Genomic DNA, 21311 nt, shown 5'->3' with positions numbered 1-21311 from the left:
CATACCTACTTGCTGTTCAATAATATTGTTATTTAATTATGGTTGTTTGCCGATATAAGCCAGGATACCTCCGTCCACATAAAGAACGTGTCCATTGACAAAGTCCGATGCATTAGATGCAAGGAACACAGCTGGCCCTGAAAGGTCTTCCGGATTTCCCCAACGTGCAGCAGGAGTCTTAGCTATAATGAATGAGTCGAACGGATGACGGGACCCGTCTGCTTGTGGTTCGCGAAGAGGAGCTGTTTGCGGGGTTGCAATATAGCCTGGTCCGATACCGTTGCATTGAATATTGTATTCTCCATATTCGGAAGCGATATTGCGTGTAAGCATTTTCAGACCGCCTTTAGCAGCTGCATATGCAGAAACTGTTTCGCGACCTAGTTCGCTCATCATCGAACAGATATTAATGATCTTTCCTGCCCTTTTTTTCATCATGCCAGGAAGTACAGCCTTAGACACGATGAAAGGTGCATTCAGGTCGACATCTATTACTTGGCGAAATTCAGAAGCTGGCATTTCGTGCATAGGAACACGCTTGATAATACCGGCATTGTTTACCAGAATATCAATAACACCTACCTCTTTTTCTATCTGCGCTACCATGGCATTTACCTGATCTTCGTTTGTTACATCGCATACATAACCATTGGCTTTTATACCTGCTTCTTTATATGCAGCCAAGCCTTTATCTACAAATTCCTGTTTCAGATCGTTAAAAACAATTGTAGCGCCTGCGTCTGCCAATGCCGAAGCAATGGCAAAACCTATACCGTAAGAAGCTCCTGTAACCAGAGCGACTTTACCGTTTAATGAAAATTGATTTTGCATAATATTTTAATTTGTTAATTTGAAAATTCGAAGATTTGAAAATGATCGCTTTGCGCTAATTGGCACATTGGCATATTTCCAAATTTGCTAATTAATTTATCTCGATACACGACCCGAACCGTCGCCTTTCATAAGGTTTTCTACTTCGGCTGCTGTAACCAGATTATAGTCCCCGTAAACAGTATGTTTAAGGCAGGATGCAGCTACTGCAAATTCCAAAGCCTTTTGGTCGTCAGACGGATAAGAAATCAGACCATAAATGAGACCGCCCATAAATGAATCGCCACCACCTACACGGTCTACAATGTGTGTAATGTCGTATCTCTTAGATTGATATAGTTTATCGGAATACAAGCATCCGCCCCATGTGTTGTGGTTAGCATTGATAGATCCGCGAAGTGTAACTATCACCTTTTTTGCACGGGGAAAACGTTTCATCATCTGTGTACAAACAGATTCGAATTCAGCTGCATCCACTTCTCCTCCTGTGTGGGCTACGTCGAAGCCCTCAGGTTTGATTCCAAATACTTTTTCAGCATCTTCCTCATTTCCTAATATAATATCGCAGCCTTCTACCAAAGCAGGCATAATTTCAGAAGCTGTTTTGCCATATTTCCAAAGATTCTTACGATAGTTAAGGTCTGTAGATACGGTTACGCCCATTTCATTAGCTACCTTAATCGCTTCCAAACATGCATCTGCCGCACCCTGAGAAAGAGCCGGAGTAATACCTGTCCAATGGAACCATTGAGCATCTTTGAAGATTTCTTTCCAATCGACCATGCCCGGTTTGATCTGAGCAATAGCCGATTCGGCTCTGTCATAAACTACTTTAGAAGCACGGGCTACAGCTCCTGTTTCCAAGAAATAGATTCCTACACGGTCGCCACCTCTTAGTATATTATTTACCCCTACATTGTATTTACGCAGATCAGAAATGCACCATTCAGCTATATCGTTTTTAGGCAAACGGGTAACAAATTCGGTAGGAATACCATAATTTGAAAGGGATACGGCTACGTTGGCTTCACCTCCACCAAATGTAGCGTTAAGGTTTGTCGATTGAATAAATCTTTGATATCCGGGAGTTGCTAAACGCAACATTATCTCGCCGAATGTTACAACTTTTTTCATTATTCTTTTATTAATTACAAGTTAAAGCCCCTCCTAACCTCCATTGGGGAGGAAATGGCCCCTCCCTCGGAGGGGTTGGGGTGGCCGGTTTATTATTTTATTTGTATTTTATAACTAGTGGCTGTTTCAAACTTTCAGAGAAATTTTGAATATACTTCTCAAAATCGCCGACTGTAGGAAAACCAAATTTAGCCCAACCGTATCCGGTGTAATAAGTTACAGGCTTTTTAGGTTGCTGGGTAGTTACTGCCAGCACATGAGAATATTTATCGGTTTTCTTAGTCTTATCGTTTTGTATTTCATACGTATTAGCAACGCTTTCGCTTATACCTTCGGGAAAAACCACAGCAACATAAATACCTTCGGCCTTATTCGTTTTTGGTTCGGCAGATATAATATATCCTTTATTATCTGCAATGGTAGCTGTAGAATCGGCATTCGGGCGTTGTACTATGCCGGCAGCTACCTGCATAGGCTCGTTGATACCGTAAGCCTGTACAACTTTTGTCAGTTGCGAGCCTGCGTCGATAGAGAAAGTACGGCTTTCGCTGTATTTCTTGCCGTCTACATCTATATCGTTGTATGTAAGCTTGAATGTTGTACGTAGAGGGCCGTTATCCAAAACTTCATCCGAAACGAAGTTATCGTTTAGCCACAATTTACCGTTTACATACGGCGCCATAGCACCTGCGCCAAGACTTCTCTTAACATCGTAGTTGTCGAGCCCTTCGCCATTATCATTATGATAAGACGCTTTTCCTGCCAGATCGGCTTCGTACCATTTGTCGATAATCAGATCATTCGTCCGTTTGTACCAAATATCCAAGCCATTGCTGGGACCGTCTGTTGGTATCAAAGTCTGCGCGTAGACACGGAAAGCCACACGGTCGTTTTCCCACGCAAAGTCGTCCTTACGTTCGGTAACTAAACGGCCGAATGTTTTAGCCGGATATGTACGGGCTGTATCAGTCGATATAGTGAATGTTTTTGATTCATTCGCTTTCACTTCCGGTTGGAAGATAAGTTTTCTGTCATATGTTACCTGAGAAGGGATCACTTCACCAATACTGTTTTTAACAACATAAACAGCGCTGTCTTTTAATGCGACTTTATTTTTGATGCTATCGATCGGAATTTCGATTACTTCTGTCAAACGGTCAAAGTTGCTTGGGTTCTCTATGGTTATTTGCATTTCCTTGTTTGACGAGCATGAAGCCAGAAAAACAACAGAGAAAAGTACTAATATAATATTCTTCATTTTTCGATTTAATTTTATAGTTTCTTTTAATGCTTAACGCAGTTTATCAGCAGTGAAAGTGTCCATATCATCATAATCAAGGTTTTCGCCACACATTGCCCAAATGAATGTATAGTTACTTGTTCCGGCAGCCGAGTGTATAGACCATGAAGGAGAGATGACAGCCTGCTCGTTGCCCATAAAGATGTGACGGGTCTCTTGCGGTTGTCCCATAAAATGACATACAGCCTGGTTTTGCGGAACTTTGAAATAGAAGTAGGCTTCCATACGGCGCGAATGCGTGTGAGGAGGCATTGTATTCCAAACACTTCCTTCTTTCAGTTCTGTCATACCCATTTGCAACTGGCAGCAAGGAACTATTTCGCTTAGAATGAGTTGGTTCAACAAACGCTCGTTTGATGTAGCCGGAGCTCCTAAATCTCTTGTGCGACGCATTTCAGATGTTATTTGCGCTGTCGGATATTCTTTATGAGCAGGAGAAGAAGCAAAATAATATTTAGCAGGTTTAGAAGCATCTTTACTTTTGAAGATAATTTCTTTCGATCCGCGACCTACATATACGGCATCTTTAAATCCCATATTGTAGTCTTTGCCATCTACCGAAAGAACACCTTCGCCTTCGATACAAATGACTCCAAGTTCGCGTCTTTCGCAGAAATATTCCGAGCGAACCAGGTCTACTGTTTCCAGCTTAAGATTTTCTTTTACCGGTAGTGCGCCACCAATTATCAGACGGTCGTTATGAGTGTAAGTCATCAGAACACTATCCGCCTCGAAAAGTTTTTCCACCAGAAATTCTTTTCTCAATTGAGTGGTGTCGTACTTCTTTACATCATCGGGGTGCGTACCCCAACGTTCTTCAATAACAGTTTTCATTGTTTTTTATCGTTTAAAAATTGATCTTTAAAATTTAAAAAAGTTTTTCGCATTGTAATACGATACATTTTCAACCAGTTTGCCCAGGAACGGTAACTCGGAATATGGCAATAAGCCTTGTTCTATGTCTGTGCCGATCAGGTTACATAATATCCGGCGGAAATATTCGTGACGAGGGTATGACAAGAAACTGCGCGAGTCTGTCAGCATACCTACAAAGCGACTTAATAATCCCAGATTAGACAACGAGTTCATTTGCGCTTCCATTCCTGTTTTCTGGTCGAGGAACCACCAGCCCGAACCGAACTGTATCTTTCCTGCGACAGAACCATCCTGGAAGTTTCCGATCATGGTCGCAATCATATCGTTATCACGAGGATTGAGGTTGTAAATGATTGTCTTCGCCAGTTTGTTGTCAGTGTCCAGTCTGTCGAAGAATTTGGACATAGCCTTGGCTACGGTGAAATCTCCGATGGAATCGAATCCTGTATCGGGGCCTAGCTGCCTGAACAGGCGGGTATTATTATTCCGGATTGCTCCGTAGTGGAACTGTTGTGTCCAGCCTTTTTCCCAGTCCATGATAGCGCCTTCGACCAGCATTGCCGATTTGAACTTGATTATCTCTGCATGAGATAATTCTTGTCCGCCGTAAACTTTATTGAATATAGCGTCAATCTCGGCCTGCGTATAATCTTCTGCGTAAAATTCTTCGATACCATGATCCGACAACTTACAACCTACGCTGGCAAAAAAGTCGTGACGGTTGCGAAGAGCTGTAATCAGATCGGCGAATTTGCTGATAGCTATGCCCGATACTTCCGATAGCTTTTCTACATAGGCACGGAAAGCAGCAGGTACTTCCACAGCCATCGCTTTATCGGGACGCCATGTTGGTAATACTTTCACAGAAAAACCTTCTTTCTTGAGAGCTAAATGATATTCCAAAGAATCTACCGGATCGTCTGTTGTACAGACAACCTCAACATTATAATGCTTCATCAGGCCACGAGCAGAAAATTCGGGAGTACGCAACTTGGCTGTACATTCGTCGAATATCTCTCTTGCGGTTTCCGGTTTTAATAATTTTGTTACACCAAAAGCTGTTTTTAGCTCAAGATGCGTCCAGTGATACAATGGATTGCGCATGGTGTACGGTACAGTCTCAGCCCATTTTTCAAACTTTTCCCAATCGCCGGTATCTTTACCTGTACAAAAACGCTCATCCACGCCATTGGTACGCATAGCACGCCACTTATAATGATCGCCCCCGAGCCATATTTCACCCAGATTATCAAATTTATAATCCTCAGCAATCAGTTTCGGATCAAGATGACAGTGATAGTCTATGATAGGCAGGCTCTTGGCATGTTCGTGATACAGTTCTTGTGCTGTTTCGTTCTGTAATACGAAGTTATCGTCTAAAAAATGTTTCATCGTTTTAAGCTTTTAGCCTTTAGCTTCCAGCTTTTAGCCTTAACATTGACATTGTTTGGTCTGCTAATGGCTAACAGCTAATAGCTAACAGCTCGTTATTATTTATATAATGTTTTTGCTATTCCAAGTTCGAGTCCTCTTAATTCAGCTAAACCTCTCAACCGTCCGATACAAGAGTATCCGGGGTTTGTTTTCTTATGCAAATCGTCTATCATCTGATGTCCGTGATCGGGACGGAAAGGAATAGAAATATTACGTTTCTGCTGTACTTCGAGGAAGCCTTTCATTACACCGTACATATCCACATCGCCTTCCAAGTGATTTGCTTCGTAGAAGTTACCTTCTGCATCGCGTTGAGTAGAACGTAAGTGAACAAAATTCACCCTGTCGCCCAAACGCTTGATCATATCAGGAAGATCGTTATCTGCCCTTACTCCAAATGATCCTGTACAGAAACAAAGACCGTTGGATTTATTCGGCACGGCTTCTACCAATTTATTGAAATCAGCTTCTGTGCTTAAAATACGTGGCAATCCAAGAATCGGATATGGAGGATCGTCCGGATGTATGGCAAGTACCACTCCTACCTCGTCGGCAACAGGTGCTATTTCGCTGACAAACCCGATCAGATTCTTTCTCAATCTCTCTGCGTCGATACCGTTGTATCTGTCAAGTTGAGCCTGAAATTCTTCGAGGGTGAAGCTTTCCTCTGCTCCCGGAAGTCCGGCGATCATATTGCGTATAAGCAGGTCTTTATCAGCCTGCGTCATTTCTTCGTAACGGGCTTTGGCTTTGGCTATATCTTCGGCAGAATATTCTTTTTCTGCTCCCGGACGTTTCAGGATAAACAGTTCGAAAGCCATGAAAGCAGCACGTTCGAAACGTAAAGCTTTAGAGCCGTCGGGCATTGTATAAGCCAAGTCGGTGCGTGTCCAGTCCAATACCGGCATGAAGTTGTAAGTAACGATCATTACCCCGCATTTAGCCAGATTGCGGATACTCTCTTTATAGTTTTCAATATATTGTTTGTAGTTACCTTCTTGTGTCTTAATATGTTCATGTACAGGGATACTTTCCACTACCGACCATGTAAGACCGGCTTCTTCGATCATATCCACTCGTTTCTGTATTTCCTCCACAGTCCATACTTCACCGTTTTTGATGTGATGAAGAGCTGTAACGATACCTGTTGCTCCTGCCTGAGCTATATCTGAAAGCGCCACGGGATCATTCGGTCCGTACCAGCGCCATGTTTGTTCACTTAATATCATAAAAACCAATTTGAAAATTTGAAAATGTACTAATTTGAAAATTAATATGCTAATTTCCGAATTTGCTAATTGTTATATAGAGAATGAATCGAACCCGCCATCTATAACGAGTATAGTACCCGATACAAATTTGGACGCATCGCTTATCAAGTAGTGCAGTGATCCTAACAATTCATCCGCTTCGCCGAAACGGCCATAAGGTGTATGCGCCAATATCGTTTTTGAACGGTCGGTATAAGAACCATCCGGGTTAAGCAAAAGAGCCCTATTCTGGTCGGTAATAAAGAATCCCGGAGCCAATGCGTTTACTCTGAAATTTTCTCCGAATTTAAGAGCCAATTCTCCTGCCATATATTTTGTAAAGTTGGCTACTGCTGCTTTTGCAGCTCCGTAACCTGCAACACGGGTTAAGGGACGAAGTGCCGATTCGGACGCGATGTTGATTATATTGCCTGCACCATTGTCGACCATTGCCTTTGCGAATACCATAGTAGGAAGCACTGTCCCGAAAAGATTCAAATCAACTACTTTTTTGAAGGCATCTATTTCCAGGTCAAAAATTGTTTTGTCGGGAGCAATCGTTGCACCCGGCATATTACCTCCGGCGGCATTTACAAGTACATCTATCTTCCCGTATGCTTTAATAATTTCATTTCTGTTATCTTCCAATGTTTCTTTATTCAGTACATCTGTTACCAGAAACAAAGCATCGCCGCCTTCCGATTTGATTTTAGCCGCCAGTTCTTCTCCTTTGTCTTTCGCTCTGTCCAGAATAACTACTTTAGCTCCCTGCTTTGCCAGATATTGCGACATGTCGGAACCCAAGATTCCACAGCCGCCTGTCAATACAACGACTTTTCCTTCAATGCAAAATAGATTAGTTTTCATTTAATAAATATGTTTTGGTTAGATTTTCTCACAATTTGTAATTGTTGTAATAGTCGATATTTTCTTTTATCAGAATATCGATAGGCATATGGTTTGTTTTTTCAGGCTTCTGCTTAAATAGCAGGTAGTTCCCCAATGCCTTGATAGCATCATAACCCTGTAATTCGGGTCGCTGCGATAATATATAAGATATCTGTTCGTTTTTTAACGCTCTCACATTACGTTCTATGGCATCGTGACCTATCAGCCTGACTTTCTTCCTTAAGGATTCGTCCAGTTTTTCCATTAAGGATATTAGTTCATAGATACGTGAGTTCAATACGATTCCCCCCACTAAGCCCGGACTTTTACTGATAATATACTTAAGCTGATTCAGGCTCGCGGCATAATCATCAGGGTCAACCTCTATATGATGGATATTTCCCGAATAACCAACTCTGCTTAAACAATCCATAAAACCCTGCTCACGTGTTTTCATTTGTACAGATATTTCATGATATTTGAATCGTATGTGAGCGAAAAAAATATCTGCTTCGAATCCTACTTCTTTCAACAAGAGTTTAGCGGCAATATTTCCGCTGCCAAAAGAGTCTCCTCCAAAGTAAGCAAGATCATTTTCTCCTGATATACCGGAATCTATGTAGATATACGGTATTTCCTTTTCATCCAGTTCCCGGGACAGGCTTACAATATGTTCCCCGAAAAGAGTCGCTATCAATACACCGTCAAATTCTTTTTGCCTGAATTCATCGACAGCTTTGAAAAAAGAATTTCTGTCATATTGGTTGAAACGAAAATATTCTAAGGTTATATTAAATTTTTTCAGTTCGCTGGTAGCTCTGTCTATACCATCGCAAACCAATGCCCAGTAGTCACCGGATGAGAAGGTTGGGGTAATAGATGCTAATCTGTAATTTTTTTTCGAAGCAAGGAAACGGGCAACCATATTGGGCTCGTAATTGATCTCCTTCAATATTTTCTCTACTTTCTCTCTCTTTTCCGGAGATACCCGCCCTCTGTTGTGCAATACTCTGTCTACTGTACCCGGGGATACTCCAGCCATTTGCGCAATATCGACAATTCGGATATTAGGATTTTTATTCATACCAGGTTAAGAATTCTTTTATTTCTGTGTGCGAACACATATACAAAAGTAATTCTTTCTTTTGATTTCGCAATGTGTGCGCACACATTTTATAATGAAAACAATTTAATTATTTGATATTTAGTACATTGTATATGTAAAATATTCTTAAATATGCTGTAAAACATATTTAAGCACAAAAAGAGCTTCCTTCGCAAAATATTTCCCCATTTCAGGAAAGAGTAAGAGATAGCTTCATTTTTTGAAGCTGTCTCTTACAATTGATGAAAAAACTAAAAAAACAAATTGAAAAAGCCACTGATGAAATGACTTTCTGCATAAGAAATGCAAATTGTAACTATTTTTTTTCGTCGAATATACTGCCATAGCGGTGATATTCGTTTGCTATACTTTGTTCTTTCAGATAGTGAAGCAATTCTATCCGTCCTTCTACCAATGGTTTATCGGATGCGATATGTTTACCCAGTTTCGCCGCCTTTTTGTAAATAGCATCAGAAAGATCAGTAGAGCAGGCTCTTATGCGTTCATAGCGGCTATCCATATCCTCTATGAATTTATCCTCATCCTGCACACGAATATACTCACCCAATGTGGATATTGCTTTCTCTACAGCTTGCAACTTGCTGTCGGAAGGGGAGATGCTAACTGTTATCGGTGCTTTCGCTGCTTTAGACGCGCTTAAAATCAATAGCACATCATCAAGACTGTCTTGTTCTTGTACACGGAATCCTATGCACGAAAGCGGCAAATAACGGAAATGGTTCGATTCTCCATACAGGTTATTAATATCTTTTTCTTGTGAGAATACCTCGTCCCATGCTTTGGAATAGCTTTCATGTGCGAAGTTCAATCGATTCCTTCCCTTTTCATCAGATAATAAATCACTTAATATAGACTTGGTATTAACCGCAGGAACTTCTTTTTCGGTAAATTCTACAAAACAAGAAACATAATTGGGTCCTCCGGCTTTGATGCCTCCACCGAAAGCAGACCGTTTCATTCCACCGAATGGCTGACGACTTACAATAGCTCCGGTTATTCCCCTGTTGATATATAAGTTGCCTGCTTCGATGCGGTTTTTCCATATTTCTTGTTCTTCTTCATCCAGACTTTGCAATCCGGCTGTAAGTCCGTATTCGGAAGAGTTAGCATATTTGATGCCTTGCTCCAAGTCCTCGATGCATACAACTGACAATAGCGGAGCAAACAACTCATTGGTAAATGTAAAGCTACCCGGTTTAACTCCCCATTTTACTGTTGGCCTCAGAATATATTTCTTCTCGTCTGTAAATTCAGGAGCGACAAGCCACGATTCGCCCGGTTCCAAATTTTCGATAGCATGCTTCAGTTTGTCGTTGTCGTTGGTTATCATCGGGCCAACCATGTTCATGGTATCCCATACACTGCCTGTGCGCATGCTGATTACAGCGTCTTTCAGTTTTGTTTTAAAAGCCTCGTCATTATAGGTTTTCTTGTCAAGTAGCAAAAGTGAACATGCAGAGCATTTTTGTCCGGCGTTACCAAATGCAGACGCTACAACATTCAGAATCGCATGATCCTGATCTCCGTTCGCAGTAAGGATAATCGCATTCTTTCCACCGGTCTCGGCTGATAAAGGAGTGCGAGGGCTATTTTCCAACAAACGGAACGCTGTATCGGTACCGCCTGTCAGTATCACGTGCTTGATAGATGGATGAGACGTCAGATAGTTAAGCGACGAGCGGTCTGCACTGCATACCACCTGCAAGGTATCTTTTGGTACACCCGCGTCCCAGAAACATTTCGCAAATTCCCATGCAATCGGTAAAGCGACTGTCGCAGGTTTAAGTATTACCGTATTTCCTCCTGCTAATGCCGAAGCAACGCCGCCAACAGGTATTGCCAGAGGGAAATTCCAAGGCGGAATAACTAAAATAATTCCTTTAGGCGCATACGAAACAGTATCCAGTTGGGCAAAATGTTTCATCGCGATAGGGTAGAAGCGGCAGAAGTCGATAGCCTCAGACACTTCCACATCGCCCTCCGTAAAGGTTTTGCCCGTAATGGCAGCCATGCACCCGATCAGGTCGCCACGCTTGGCGCTCAGGTTGTCAGCTACCTGATGAAGTATCTCATTGCGCTTGTTTACATCGGTTTTTCTCCATTCCGGTTTATCTTCTCCGGCGATGGAAATAATCTCTTTTATTTGGTCGAATGTCGATAAATTCGCTTCGCAGAAGCATACTTCATCGTTACGGCTGCGATCGTAATATTTTTTCTTATGATCGGTGGTAACTTCTTTATCTCCGATTTGTACAGGAATTACAAAGTTTTTATCATTTACCATAGTTCCCCACTTGCGTAATGATTCCAGCGCCCATTGACGGTTTTGGTCGAGGTCGAGATCTGTATCCGGTTCGTTCCGGAATACATTAATATCTTTAACCGGAACAGGTGGTTTTGTCCTGTCTTGTGTCCTCTTCGGAGCCCGGTTCATATTGTCTTTCAATTTGTATGCTTCCTCAAACTGATTAGCCAGGAAGTTCCATTGAGGGCTATCCAGTTTTAAGTTGAACGAATAGCTAAGGAAGTTTTCTTTCCCTGTATTTTCATCCAAACGGCGAACCAGATAGGAGACAGCATTCAGGAAGTGTTCTTTCCGTACTACCGGAGTGTATAGTATAATTTGTTTATTAAGTTTCCTTATTACGCGAGGAAGGTTATTGGCCATACCTTCGAGCATTTCGAATGTCACATAATCCGACACGCCATTTCTTTCGCACAACAAGTAAGCATAACCGATACTAAAGAAGTTATGCGACGCCACTCCCACGTGCAGGGCTTTGGCATTTTCAGGTTGCAAGGCTATATCGAGGATGTGCATATAATTGGCATCTACTTCTATTTTGGTAGACAAAACCGGATTAGCCCATCCTTTCAGAGAAGATATAATGCTTTCCATTTGCAAATTGGCTCCTTTCACCAATCGCATTTTTAATGGAGCTCCGCCATCAGCGTAACGTTCTTTCGCAAACTTGAGTAAATGCTCTTGCAAATATCCTGCATCAGGAAGATAAGCCTGTACCACGATTCCGGCTGTATAGTTTTTAAACTCCGGCATGCTCAGAACAGAAATAAACACATCGAGAGTTAATTCCATGTCCTTGTATTCTTCCATGTCGAGGTTTACAAACTTATGTTTTTCTGTCCCGTCCTGATCGGTATAGGTATATTTCATTGCCTGCCTGTATACGGCGGCTACCAGTTCGCAAAGATCTTTCTTATTTTGTTCGTAGCTTAACGAATGTATTTGTGCATAAATACCCGATAGTTTTATAGATATATAATTAATATCCGGCTCTTTCAATGCTTCCAGATAATGTACGTACCTGTTGTTTGCTTCACTGTCGCCCAGTACTACTTCTCCCAGCAGATTTACATTCTGTCCTATGCGGGAATTCCATCTACCGGATAAATGACCTGTAAGCGCCGGACGTTCTTCCGATATTATTATCTTGTCGGTCTCTTTACGCAGCCTTGCTTTAAACAAGGGGATAGATATTTTGTCGAACATATAACCAAACGAAGTAAATAGCTTCAATTGGAATTGGTCGAACGAGTTGAAAAAATCGGGCACTCCATATTCTTTTATAAGGAGTTTCATCCGTTTTGCCAGTTTTCGGCTGTCTCTTACCTGCGACGATTCGTCGAGCATTTTAGATAATAATATTTTATTTGCCGGTGTTTGAATCAGCGAAGCAAATTTCTTTTGCTCTTTTACTTCTTCGGGAGTCAATTCCTCATCGGCCTTGGCTAAAAATTCTTTAGCCCACTCCAGGACTTCCCAGTTTGTGATCTTCTCCATATGTGGTTATTTAGATAGGTTAATTAAAAAATTGCTCTAAGTTAGATAAAAGTATGATATGGAATTATTTTAGAAATGAAAATATTTATAAAAAGTTTACGTGTCTTATAATTTTCTTGTAGAACTAATCAGAATTTCTTTTTCAATTTCTTTCCTAATAATAAAAACGCGACAATGTTGTTTTTATCTATCAGCCTGATAATATTGTAAATAAATATCATAATAGCTGCAACCCCGGCAAGCAAAAACACAGACTGAGAAGACTCTGAGGTATATTTTAACTAAAATGTAACAAACTTCTACAGTAAACAGTTATCAGTCATCAGCCAACAACTTGTACCTCGTACCTCGTCTACTCGTAACTTTTTAACTAAAAAGTAACAAACTCCACACTTATTTTTTAGCCGATAGCCGTTAGCCCTTGCTCGCGCGGCTACCCTCTTTGTCATCCTGACCGCAGGGAAGGATCCCGATCCCCGAGAGACAAGAGATGCTTCCTATCGTCAGCATGACAAACCGGAATTTAACTAAAAAGTAACAAACCTCTACAGTTAGCAGTAGTTAGTAGTTAGTAGTTAGTAGTTAGTAGTTAGTAGTCAGTAAACAGTCGACCTTTTCGTCATTGCGAACGGAGTGAAGCAATCCAGAGTATTGATTATTAATGGATTGCTTCGGGTAAACCCTCGCAATGACGTGCGACAGTCAACAATCAACAACTTGTACCTCGTACCTCGTCTACTCGTAACTTTTTAACTAAAAAGTAACAAACTCCACACTTATTTTTTAGCCGTTAGTCGATAGCCTTTGCTCGCGCGGCTATCCTCTTTGTCATCCTGACCGCAGGGAAGGATCCCGATCCCCGGGATACAGGAGATGCTTCCTGTCGTCAGCATGACAAACCAGAATTTAACTAAAAAGTAACAAACTTCTACAGTCAGCAGTAGTTAGTAGTTAGTAGTTAGTAGTTAGTAGTTAGTAGTTAGTAGTCAGTAAACAGTCGACCTTTTCGTCATTGCGAACGGAGTGAAGCAATCCAGAGTATTGATTATTAATGGATTGCTTCGGGCGAACCCTCGCAATGACGTGCGACAGTCAACAGTCAACAACTCGTACCTCGTATCTCGTCTACTCATAACTTTTTAACTAAAATGTAACAAACTCCACACTCAATTAGCCGTTAGCCGTTAGCTTATAGCTTATAGCCTTTGCCGCTTCGCGCCATTTGCTAATTTGCTAATTTGCTAATTCGCTAATTTACAAATTATCTATTATAGATAAAACGAACGCCGGACAATGTTTCACTCTTCACTTATGGTATAATTGCCGATAGTCATATTATAGCAAAGAGGGGGTAAAAATCCGGAACTTAACAGCCCGGCCCCGATGGGGAGGTTGGTGGGGCTGCTGGATTGCTTCACCGCATGCGGCTACCAATGACGGTTCGATAAACAGATGAATTTTAAGATCATAATAATCTATTCTATATAATGTTTAATATCAATTAACATAGTACATGACAAAAAATATTTTACATACATTTAAAAGACTTATTATGTTGCCCTTACAGGGCACGGTTCCCTAGTCTGTCATCTACCCGGGGTGTTACCCCGGGCTGGAATATATCAGGCTTTCAGCCTGTTTCTTTCCACGATGCCCTGAAGGGGCTACATAATATAGCCCAATGGCAACGCCTTGGGTAGGAAAATACAATCCCTGAAACCGCGCCCTGTAAGGGCAATATAAGATTTTGTAATATTTTTTGTCATGTACTATGATCAATTAAATAAATATGACTAAAAATAAATACGAATTTTTTGTTGTTTCATCAGAACATTTCACTAATTTTGAAGACATAGCCTCGAAAAAGAGGCATTTTGAAAAAAGGTAACATAATATTAACCATGTAAAAACAGTTTAAGCCATGAGAACCTACCAAACACAAGAAATCAAGAACATAGCTATTCTTGGTAGTTCGGGAGCAGGCAAAACCACTCTCGCCGAGGCCATGCTCTATGAAGCTGGCGTCACAAAACGCAGAGGAAGTGTTAAAGACGGAAATACAGTCTCGGACTATTTTCCGGTGGAAAAAGAATATGGATATTCGGTATTTTCCAGCATTTTCTCTGTGGAATGGATGAACCGTAAGTTAAATTTTATCGATTGTCCGGGATCGGATGACTTCGCAGGAAATATCGTTACATCGCTTAATGTAACCGATACCGCCCTGATGGTACTTAATGCCCAATACGGAATAGAGGTAGGTACCATAAATCAATTAAGGTATACTCAAAAGCTACAGAAACCTGTTATTTTCATCGTTAATCAGCTCGACCACCCGAAAGCCGATTTCGATAACGTTGTATCACAACTGAAAGCCGACTATGGCGACAAGGCAGTGTTGATACAATATCCTGTCAATTGCGGAGAAGGTTTTAATGCCGTGATTGATGTGTTAAAATATAAAATGCTCAGATGGAAGCCCGAAGGCGGAGCACCTGAGGTTCTCGATATACCCGATGAAGAAAGGGAAAAAGCGAGAGAATTAAAGCAGAAATTAGTAGAAGCTGCCGCAGAAAATGAAGAATCGCTAATGGAGAAGTTCTTCGACCAGGGAACCCTGACCGAAGATGAAATGCGTATGGGAATCCGTTGGGGATTGGTGAACAGAGACCTTTATCCTGTTTTCTGCGTGTCGGCCGAAAAAGATATGTGCGTACGGCGCACCATGGAGTTTTTAGGTAATGTTGTACCTTATGTGCGCGACTTGCAAGCTCCGGTAAATACAGATGGACAAGAAATAAAACCGGAAGTGGATGCTCCTACAAGCCTGTTCTTCTTTAAAACAATGGTTGAACCTCATGTCGGAGAAGTTTCTTATTTCAAAGTAATGAGCGGCAAAGTGCATGAAGGTGATGACCTGATCAATTCGAACAGGGGTTCAAAAGAACGTATGGGACAAATATTCGCACCGGCCGGACAACAACGATCCAAAGTGGAAGAGTTGTATGCCGGAGATATAGGTGCAACTGTGAAGCTTAAAGATGTCCGCACAGGAAATACGCTGAATGCCAAAGGTGTAGATAATAAATTTGACTTTATAAAGTATCCTGATCCTAAATATCGCCGTGCGATTAAAGCAGAAAATGAGAAAGATACTGAAAAGATGAGTGAGATTCTGCAACGCATGCACGAGGAAGATCCTACATGGATAATAGAAAATTCGAAAGAGCTTAAACAGCTCATTGTATTGGGACAGGGAGAATTTCACCTTAAGACATTGAAATGGAGAATTGAAAACAACGATAAAATTGCAATTGTATATTCCGAACCTAAGATACCTTATAGGGAAACTATCACGAAGGCTGCACGGGCAGATTACCGTCATAAGAAACAATCGGGAGGCGCCGGACAGTTTGGCGAGGTACATCTGGTAGTAGAACCTTATACAGAGGGTATGCCTGTACCTGACACATATAAATTTGGCGCTCAGGAATTTAAAGTGCAAGCGCGTGATGTGCAGACGTATAATCTCGATTGGGGTGGCAAACTTGTGTTTGTGAACAGTATTGTGGGTGGCGCTATCGATGCTCGGTTCCTGCCTGCAATCCTAAAAGGTATCATGGCTCGCCTCGAGCAAGGGCCTCTTACAGGTTCGTATGCACGTGATGTGCGCGTTGTCGTTTACGATGGTAAAATGCACCCGGTGGACTCTAATGAAATTTCATTTATGCTTGCAGGACGTAATGCGTTTAGTGAAGCTTTCAAAAATGCCGGACCGAAGATTCTGGAACCTATATATGATGTGGCTGTATCGGTTCCGTCGGATAAGATGGGCGATGTGATGAGTGATCTTCAGGGACGTCGCGCTATGATCATGGGTATGGAAAGTGATAAAGGGATTGAAATACTGAATGCCAAAGTACCTTTGAAGGAAATGTCAAATTATTCTATTTCGCTAAGCTCTCTAACCGGAGGGCGGGCATCATTTACGATGAAGTTTGCGAGTTATGAACTTGTTCCTAGCGATGTTCAGGACAAACTTCTGAAAGAATATGAAGCAAGCCAGAAAGAAGAAGATTGACGAATCTTATACTGGTAATAAGAAAAGAGGGTGTGTCAAAAGATAAAACTCCCGTCATTGGTAGGGCGATAGCCCGAAGCAATCCATTAATAATCAATACTCTGGATTGCTTTACTTCGTTCGCAATGACGTGTAAAAGACCTTTTGACACAGCCTCTGAATCTTTGGCTAGCCCTGAATTTAAGAATAAATTATAGAAAATTGTCACCCTAGTTGCAAAATGGGTAAAAATAGGTAATAATATATTGAATGCCGGTACCTATCTTTGTCAGGTTATTTTAGGACGGAACAATTCTATGAAAAGAACAGACAGTTTAAGAGGATTATTTGCCATTTTTTTTATGGCAAAATTGTTCATTTTTTTTCTAAAAATTTGGTAGTTAGCCGTTTTTTGTTAGAGAGACCCTTATATAGTTTACGCGGACTTCCAGTGCTTGTTGCACAACTAAAAGTTTTAATCATGTCCAAAATTATCATTTTAGATTAAAGTATTCATTTGGTTTAGATTTTACTAAAGTTGGGCGATAAACGCCCCGATTTTAAGTTGGAACTAAACCACTATGGATTTCCAATCCATAGTGGTTTAGTCCTATATCACATGTAAACTCAGGTATTACTTCCAATGGATTAAATATGTCATATCCCAACGCCTGAATGAAAGGCATAACAAAAGCGTTCTTTGTCGCTTCCTCTGTCTGGATGCTATTTTTTAGCTTATCTATTCTTTCCGATAGCTGCTTGATTTGGTCTTTAAAGTCCATGGTGATAGGTTTTAGTTGTGAAAGCAACAAAATTAACATTATTTCTGAATATTATTCATTTCAGATAGTGATTTCCGATGAGTTCTATACTATAATCCTTAACAAATGAAATCCTGCAAGTTATCTCAACTTACAGGATTTCTAACACAAACTTTAAAAACTACTTACACTATACAGTTATGGATTTAAACACTCAAACCCGGAGGCTTTTCGATAATCCGCGCAATAAACAGAATTAATGTTCATTACATTCTTATCCATGTCCTTTTTCCGGATCATACGGGCAAACCCTCGACAGGTAAAGGTTAATCACTGATTCCTTATCCGTCCTTATAATTCATAAAAGGTTCATTAGCCTTAAAAGAATAACAGGCATATGTATTTTTCCCATTTTACTTCTCATTTTACAACAAAAATCACGTTTAGGAATGAATGCGGCGTCACCGATAAACTCTTCAGTGTGTATGACAGAACCCCATCGGAGTTTATGGAAACCTTTGTGATAATATTCGGGTCATAATAACTGATAACATAGTCCAGTTCGGATAGCAGATAAACCCGATTACCATTTGCAGACGATATGACCGAAAGGCTGCTGTTGCTGGATATAAATTGCGGATTTCCGGTTTTGGTAAACTGCCGCTTGTACTCATCATACAGGTTATAACTATAAGTTTTGCCAACTGTTCCGCTTGTCAGATCGATATAGCAGGATGGCATATAGAAGTATTGCCTTGCGCTGCTGTCATCCTTTACGAGCCTCCATTGGGCGCCGTCCCACACATATAGCCCCTGACTGAAAACCTTGTTCTTATCTTGCTCATTGGGGCCGGAAACATTAATATTATAAACGGTCAGGCCGGCATGACGTTCTTTAACCTTATCCTTATCGCTGTTCCAGTCCGTGTTGTTAGGAATAAAAGGCTCCAGTGTGGTTAAATTTACCAGCTGTACCCGGGGTAGCCCCAGACCTCCGGTAGTCGATGTAATATTGGTAGCGTCTGTTACCGATACCGGGTCTTTGATTTCATTTGTTTTAAGATCGAGCAGGCAGGCAGGATTAGGCTTGATACCCGAGCCGATGGTAACTTGAGCGTTCGCGTTACATACGCAGGCCATGCTTATTATAAACATAAACAGGCTTGTTCTTGATAATATTTTTGTAATTTTCATTGTTTTACTTGTTTTCTTAGTTGTGATTATTATTGAAAAAAAGATCCCGGATTGACAGGGAGTAATATCCGCTGGGAGGCGCATTTTGTAACGGTAAATGTTGTTGACAGGCTCCGGGTCTGGGTTACTTTATCCTGTATCTCCATCCGCACGGTATATGTACCCGCGCCCAGATCCTTGTTCCATTGTTTCCTGTCTTTTGCTCCGGTTTCTTCCACTTCGTTAATATACCATTTTATATATCCGGTATAGCCCGTTTCCAGTATGGCTTCAAACCGGATGGGATTATCCGTGCATCCGTCGAAAGACCGTCCATAAACATCCTGATAATGTTCGCCGTTCACTTTAAAAGCGGGCGCTGCCGCCAGGCTTTTCAGCGCCGAACCGGCCAGGTAATAATACGACTCTTGCTGGCCGAGTCCATATCCCATAACGAAAAGCCCGGTTGTGTTGGAAAAAGTATAATAGGTTTTTATGTCCTGATCCAAAGGAAGCGTATAATAGGAATATTTGGAACCGGAATTGTCTGTCCATGTCCCTCCCGACAAGCTTGCCGGAGAGCCTCCGTTTTTCGACATCCTTGTATTGGCCTTAGTGCTCGTCAGCGTTACGACCATGACATAGTGCTTGGTTATATAGGTTGAACCCAACTTTGGAACAAACGGCGCAACGGTAACGCTTCCTATCATCTGTTCCAGGGGCGCTATCCATGCCATCGACGGATCCCCGTCCGACTGGCCGTTCCTTCCTGTCAAATACGAGCAAATGCCGACCGGTTTTGAGGCCGTGATATAGCATCCTTTACTTGCTGATTTTATCTCCAGTTCTATAAATTTACCGGCGTTCAGAGTAAGGGGAGTAGGGCTTGGAACAGGCGTTCCACCGCTAACCGTAAGACTTGTCCCGTCTTGCGTACCCACAATCCTTACCCTTTCTGTTCCCTGTGAGGTGACAGGAACAAGGAATGTTTTCCCCCATGAATTTACCGGAGGCAGTTGCTGAAATATAAGATCGGCATAAGGAGTTCCGGTGGGAATTTGCATGCCGGTCGGGGTAGAAAAAAAAGCGACAGGCTTATTAGACGTGATATGCTTGCCGGTTTCGTCGTCGGGATAGACGTAATGGTTATATATCTGCCCCTGCTGTAAATTAGTAGCCTTTTTCGTGTTATTTTCGTAGATATCCGTTCCGTCTTCTGTCGCCACAATGGTATATCCGTCGTAATAACTCGGTTTGTAAGATATATGGTAATAGTCTGTTCCCAGATACTGTACGGGCAGTACATTCGTCGCGTCCGTTGATAGCCTGACCGCATTCAACGCATATACGATTATCGGGTGGTCCGACTTGATACGGAAGGACCTATTCGATACGGGCGTTAAAGAAGTGGATTTCGTATACACCGCTTCTTTTTCAGATGTGGTAAGTTCAATGTTAGTGACAACCCCTGCCGCCAAATCATACGTTTTATTCAAACTTGGAGCATTCTTATAAACAAATTCGACTTTTGACGCCTGAGGCGATATTATCTTTATTTGCAAAGCTATAGACTGTATGGTCGGCGCCGTTGTCCCGCCGTTGTGTCCGAACGAGAGATAAAAATCCGTGCCTTCGGCACCCTTTGAAGTGTTTGATTGCGCATGGGACAACTGCGCCATCGCCAGCAAACACAGGGCTAGGAATAATAGGTATTTGTTTTGTTTTATGTTCATTTGCATTTTATGTTATTTTATTTTATTACCAGTACCACGTTGATCAGTACTTTGGGATTGGGGCCCGGCTGCGATTGTTTTGTCGTGTAAGCCATCATCCCGCCTGGGTCGATACTGTTTACCGTCAGGATGTCTTCGTCGAAAAAAGTTACTGCGAAGTCCAGTTCATTTGAATTATACAAGCGCTTATTTTCACCTGAAAGAATTTGCTCTAACGAGGTATTGCTGGATACGAATACCGGTCCGCCCGCATTTTTTGAGAATTGCCGCTTGTATTCGTCATACAGGTTGAATGTCTGGGAGGTCGCGCCTGTATTCAACGGCAATTTAAAAGGTTGCAGGTAAAAGAAGCGTTCTTTCCGTCCATCATCCCCTTCCTTTTTCCAACTGGAACCATTCCAAATATATATGCCCTGTTGAAAAACCTTGTTGGGATCGGTTTCCGCCGCATCCGATACTTTAATATTATACACGGTAAGGCCGGCATGGCGTTCTTTGATTTTATCCTTGTTGCTGTTCCAGTCCGTATCGTTAGGAATAAAAGGCTCCAGTGTGGTTAAATTTACCAGTTGTACCCGGGGTAGCCCCAGGCCTCCGGCAGTCGATGTTATATTGGTAGCGTCTGTTACCGATACCGGATCTTTGATTTCATTTGTTTTAAGTTCGAGCAGGCAGGCCGAATTAGGCGCGATACCTGAACCGACGGTGACTTGGGCTTGCATTCCCGACGGAATAATCCATACAATTAATGAATATACTAAAAGTATCCTTTTCCTTTTCATTTTCATCAAATTACTTATTTATGTTTAATTCTTCGATACAAAAGTAGTTCGTTCCGACCCGGTAAACATAGTTTATTTTGACTTAAAACAGTTCGTTTTACCATTCCAATAGTAAAACAAACCGAAAAAATAGTCTATTTTGCACAAAATATAGTTTTCAT

At 41.6% G+C, this 21311-nt stretch carries 14 protein-coding genes and 1 pseudogene; 1 reads left to right on the top strand and 14 read right to left on the bottom strand.

Translation table 11 applies throughout. From position 1 onward, the window contains the following. Nucleotides 1–36: 36 nt before the first annotated feature. The 10 genes from ACYPZI_RS01710 to ACYPZI_RS01665 all read right to left on the bottom strand — a co-directional run bounded on the left by ACYPZI_RS01710 (nt 37) and on the right by ACYPZI_RS01665 (nt 14420). Nucleotides 37–831 (bottom strand): gluconate 5-dehydrogenase, encoded by a 795-nt coding sequence (locus tag ACYPZI_RS01710; protein WP_459597988.1) that lies wholly within the window; start codon nt 829–831, stop codon nt 37–39. 96 nt (nt 832–927) lie between these two features. After that, nucleotides 928–1965 carry a PfkB family carbohydrate kinase gene (locus ACYPZI_RS01705; RefSeq protein WP_459597986.1) on the bottom strand — a complete coding sequence of 346 codons (1038 nt, stop codon included), beginning with the start codon at nt 1963–1965 and terminating at the stop codon, nt 928–930. Between the two features lie 97 nt (nt 1966–2062). Beyond that, nucleotides 2063–3223 (bottom strand): DUF4861 family protein, encoded by a 1161-nt coding sequence (locus ACYPZI_RS01700; RefSeq protein WP_459597985.1) that lies wholly within the window; start codon nt 3221–3223, stop codon nt 2063–2065. Between the two features lie 33 nt (nt 3224–3256). Next, the gene (gene kduI, locus ACYPZI_RS01695) at nt 3257–4099 is read right to left on the bottom strand and encodes a 5-dehydro-4-deoxy-D-glucuronate isomerase (protein ID WP_459597983.1); all 843 of its coding nucleotides are present in this window, start codon (nt 4097–4099) and stop codon (nt 3257–3259) included. Nucleotides 4100–4126: 27 nt separating this feature from the next. After that, nucleotides 4127–5533: a glucuronate isomerase gene (uxaC, locus tag ACYPZI_RS01690; protein ID WP_459597981.1), complete on the bottom strand. Its 1407-nt coding sequence runs from the start codon at nt 5531–5533 to the stop codon at nt 4127–4129. Nucleotides 5534–5631: 98 nt separating this feature from the next. Continuing rightward, nucleotides 5632–6804 carry a mannonate dehydratase gene (uxuA, locus tag ACYPZI_RS01685; RefSeq protein WP_459597979.1) on the bottom strand — a complete coding sequence of 391 codons (1173 nt, stop codon included), beginning with the start codon at nt 6802–6804 and terminating at the stop codon, nt 5632–5634. 72 nt (nt 6805–6876) lie between these two features. After that, a complete protein-coding gene (locus ACYPZI_RS01680; protein ID WP_459597977.1) occupies nt 6877–7692 on the bottom strand; it encodes an SDR family oxidoreductase in 816 nt (271 codons plus the stop codon). A 28-nt stretch (nt 7693–7720) separates the two neighbouring features. Further along, complete coding sequence (locus tag ACYPZI_RS01675; RefSeq protein ID WP_459597975.1) at nt 7721–8797, bottom strand: LacI family DNA-binding transcriptional regulator; 1077 nt, start codon at nt 8795–8797, stop codon at nt 7721–7723. A 337-nt stretch (nt 8798–9134) separates the two neighbouring features. Next, on the bottom strand, nt 9135–12641 hold the full coding sequence (locus ACYPZI_RS01670) for a proline dehydrogenase family protein (protein WP_459597973.1): 3507 nt from the start codon (nt 12639–12641) through the stop codon (nt 9135–9137). Nucleotides 12642–14243: 1602 nt separating this feature from the next. Beyond that, on the bottom strand, nt 14244–14420 hold the full coding sequence (locus ACYPZI_RS01665) for a hypothetical protein (RefSeq protein WP_459597971.1): 177 nt from the start codon (nt 14418–14420) through the stop codon (nt 14244–14246). A gap of 142 nt (nt 14421–14562) precedes the next feature. On the opposite strand from ACYPZI_RS01665, the gene ACYPZI_RS01660 reads away from it, so the two are divergent. Beyond that, on the top strand, nt 14563–16722 hold the full coding sequence (locus ACYPZI_RS01660; RefSeq protein ID WP_459597969.1) for an elongation factor G: 2160 nt from the start codon (nt 14563–14565) through the stop codon (nt 16720–16722). Between the two features lie 587 nt (nt 16723–17309). On the opposite strand, the pseudogene ACYPZI_RS01655 reads toward ACYPZI_RS01660, so the two are convergent. The 4 genes and pseudogenes from ACYPZI_RS01655 to ACYPZI_RS01640 all read right to left on the bottom strand — a co-directional run. Further along, a pseudogene (locus ACYPZI_RS01655) lies at nt 17310–17483 on the bottom strand (restriction endonuclease); the annotation flags it as partial. Nucleotides 17484–17882: 399 nt separating this feature from the next. After that, complete coding sequence (locus tag ACYPZI_RS01650) at nt 17883–18656, bottom strand: hypothetical protein (RefSeq protein ID WP_459597967.1); 774 nt, start codon at nt 18654–18656, stop codon at nt 17883–17885. Nucleotides 18657–18685: 29 nt separating this feature from the next. Next, nucleotides 18686–20368, bottom strand: coding sequence for an IgGFc-binding protein (locus ACYPZI_RS01645; RefSeq protein WP_459597965.1), 1683 nt, complete (start codon nt 20366–20368; stop codon nt 18686–18688). 17 nt (nt 20369–20385) lie between these two features. Then, nucleotides 20386–21156 (bottom strand): hypothetical protein, encoded by a 771-nt coding sequence (locus ACYPZI_RS01640; protein ID WP_459597963.1) that lies wholly within the window; start codon nt 21154–21156, stop codon nt 20386–20388. Nucleotides 21157–21311 lie beyond the last annotated feature (155 nt).

This window comes from Dysgonomonas reticulitermitis, from assembly GCF_054601275.1.
Note: the sequence above shows the minus strand (reverse complement) of the source record. Positions and strands in the feature narration are given on the sequence as shown.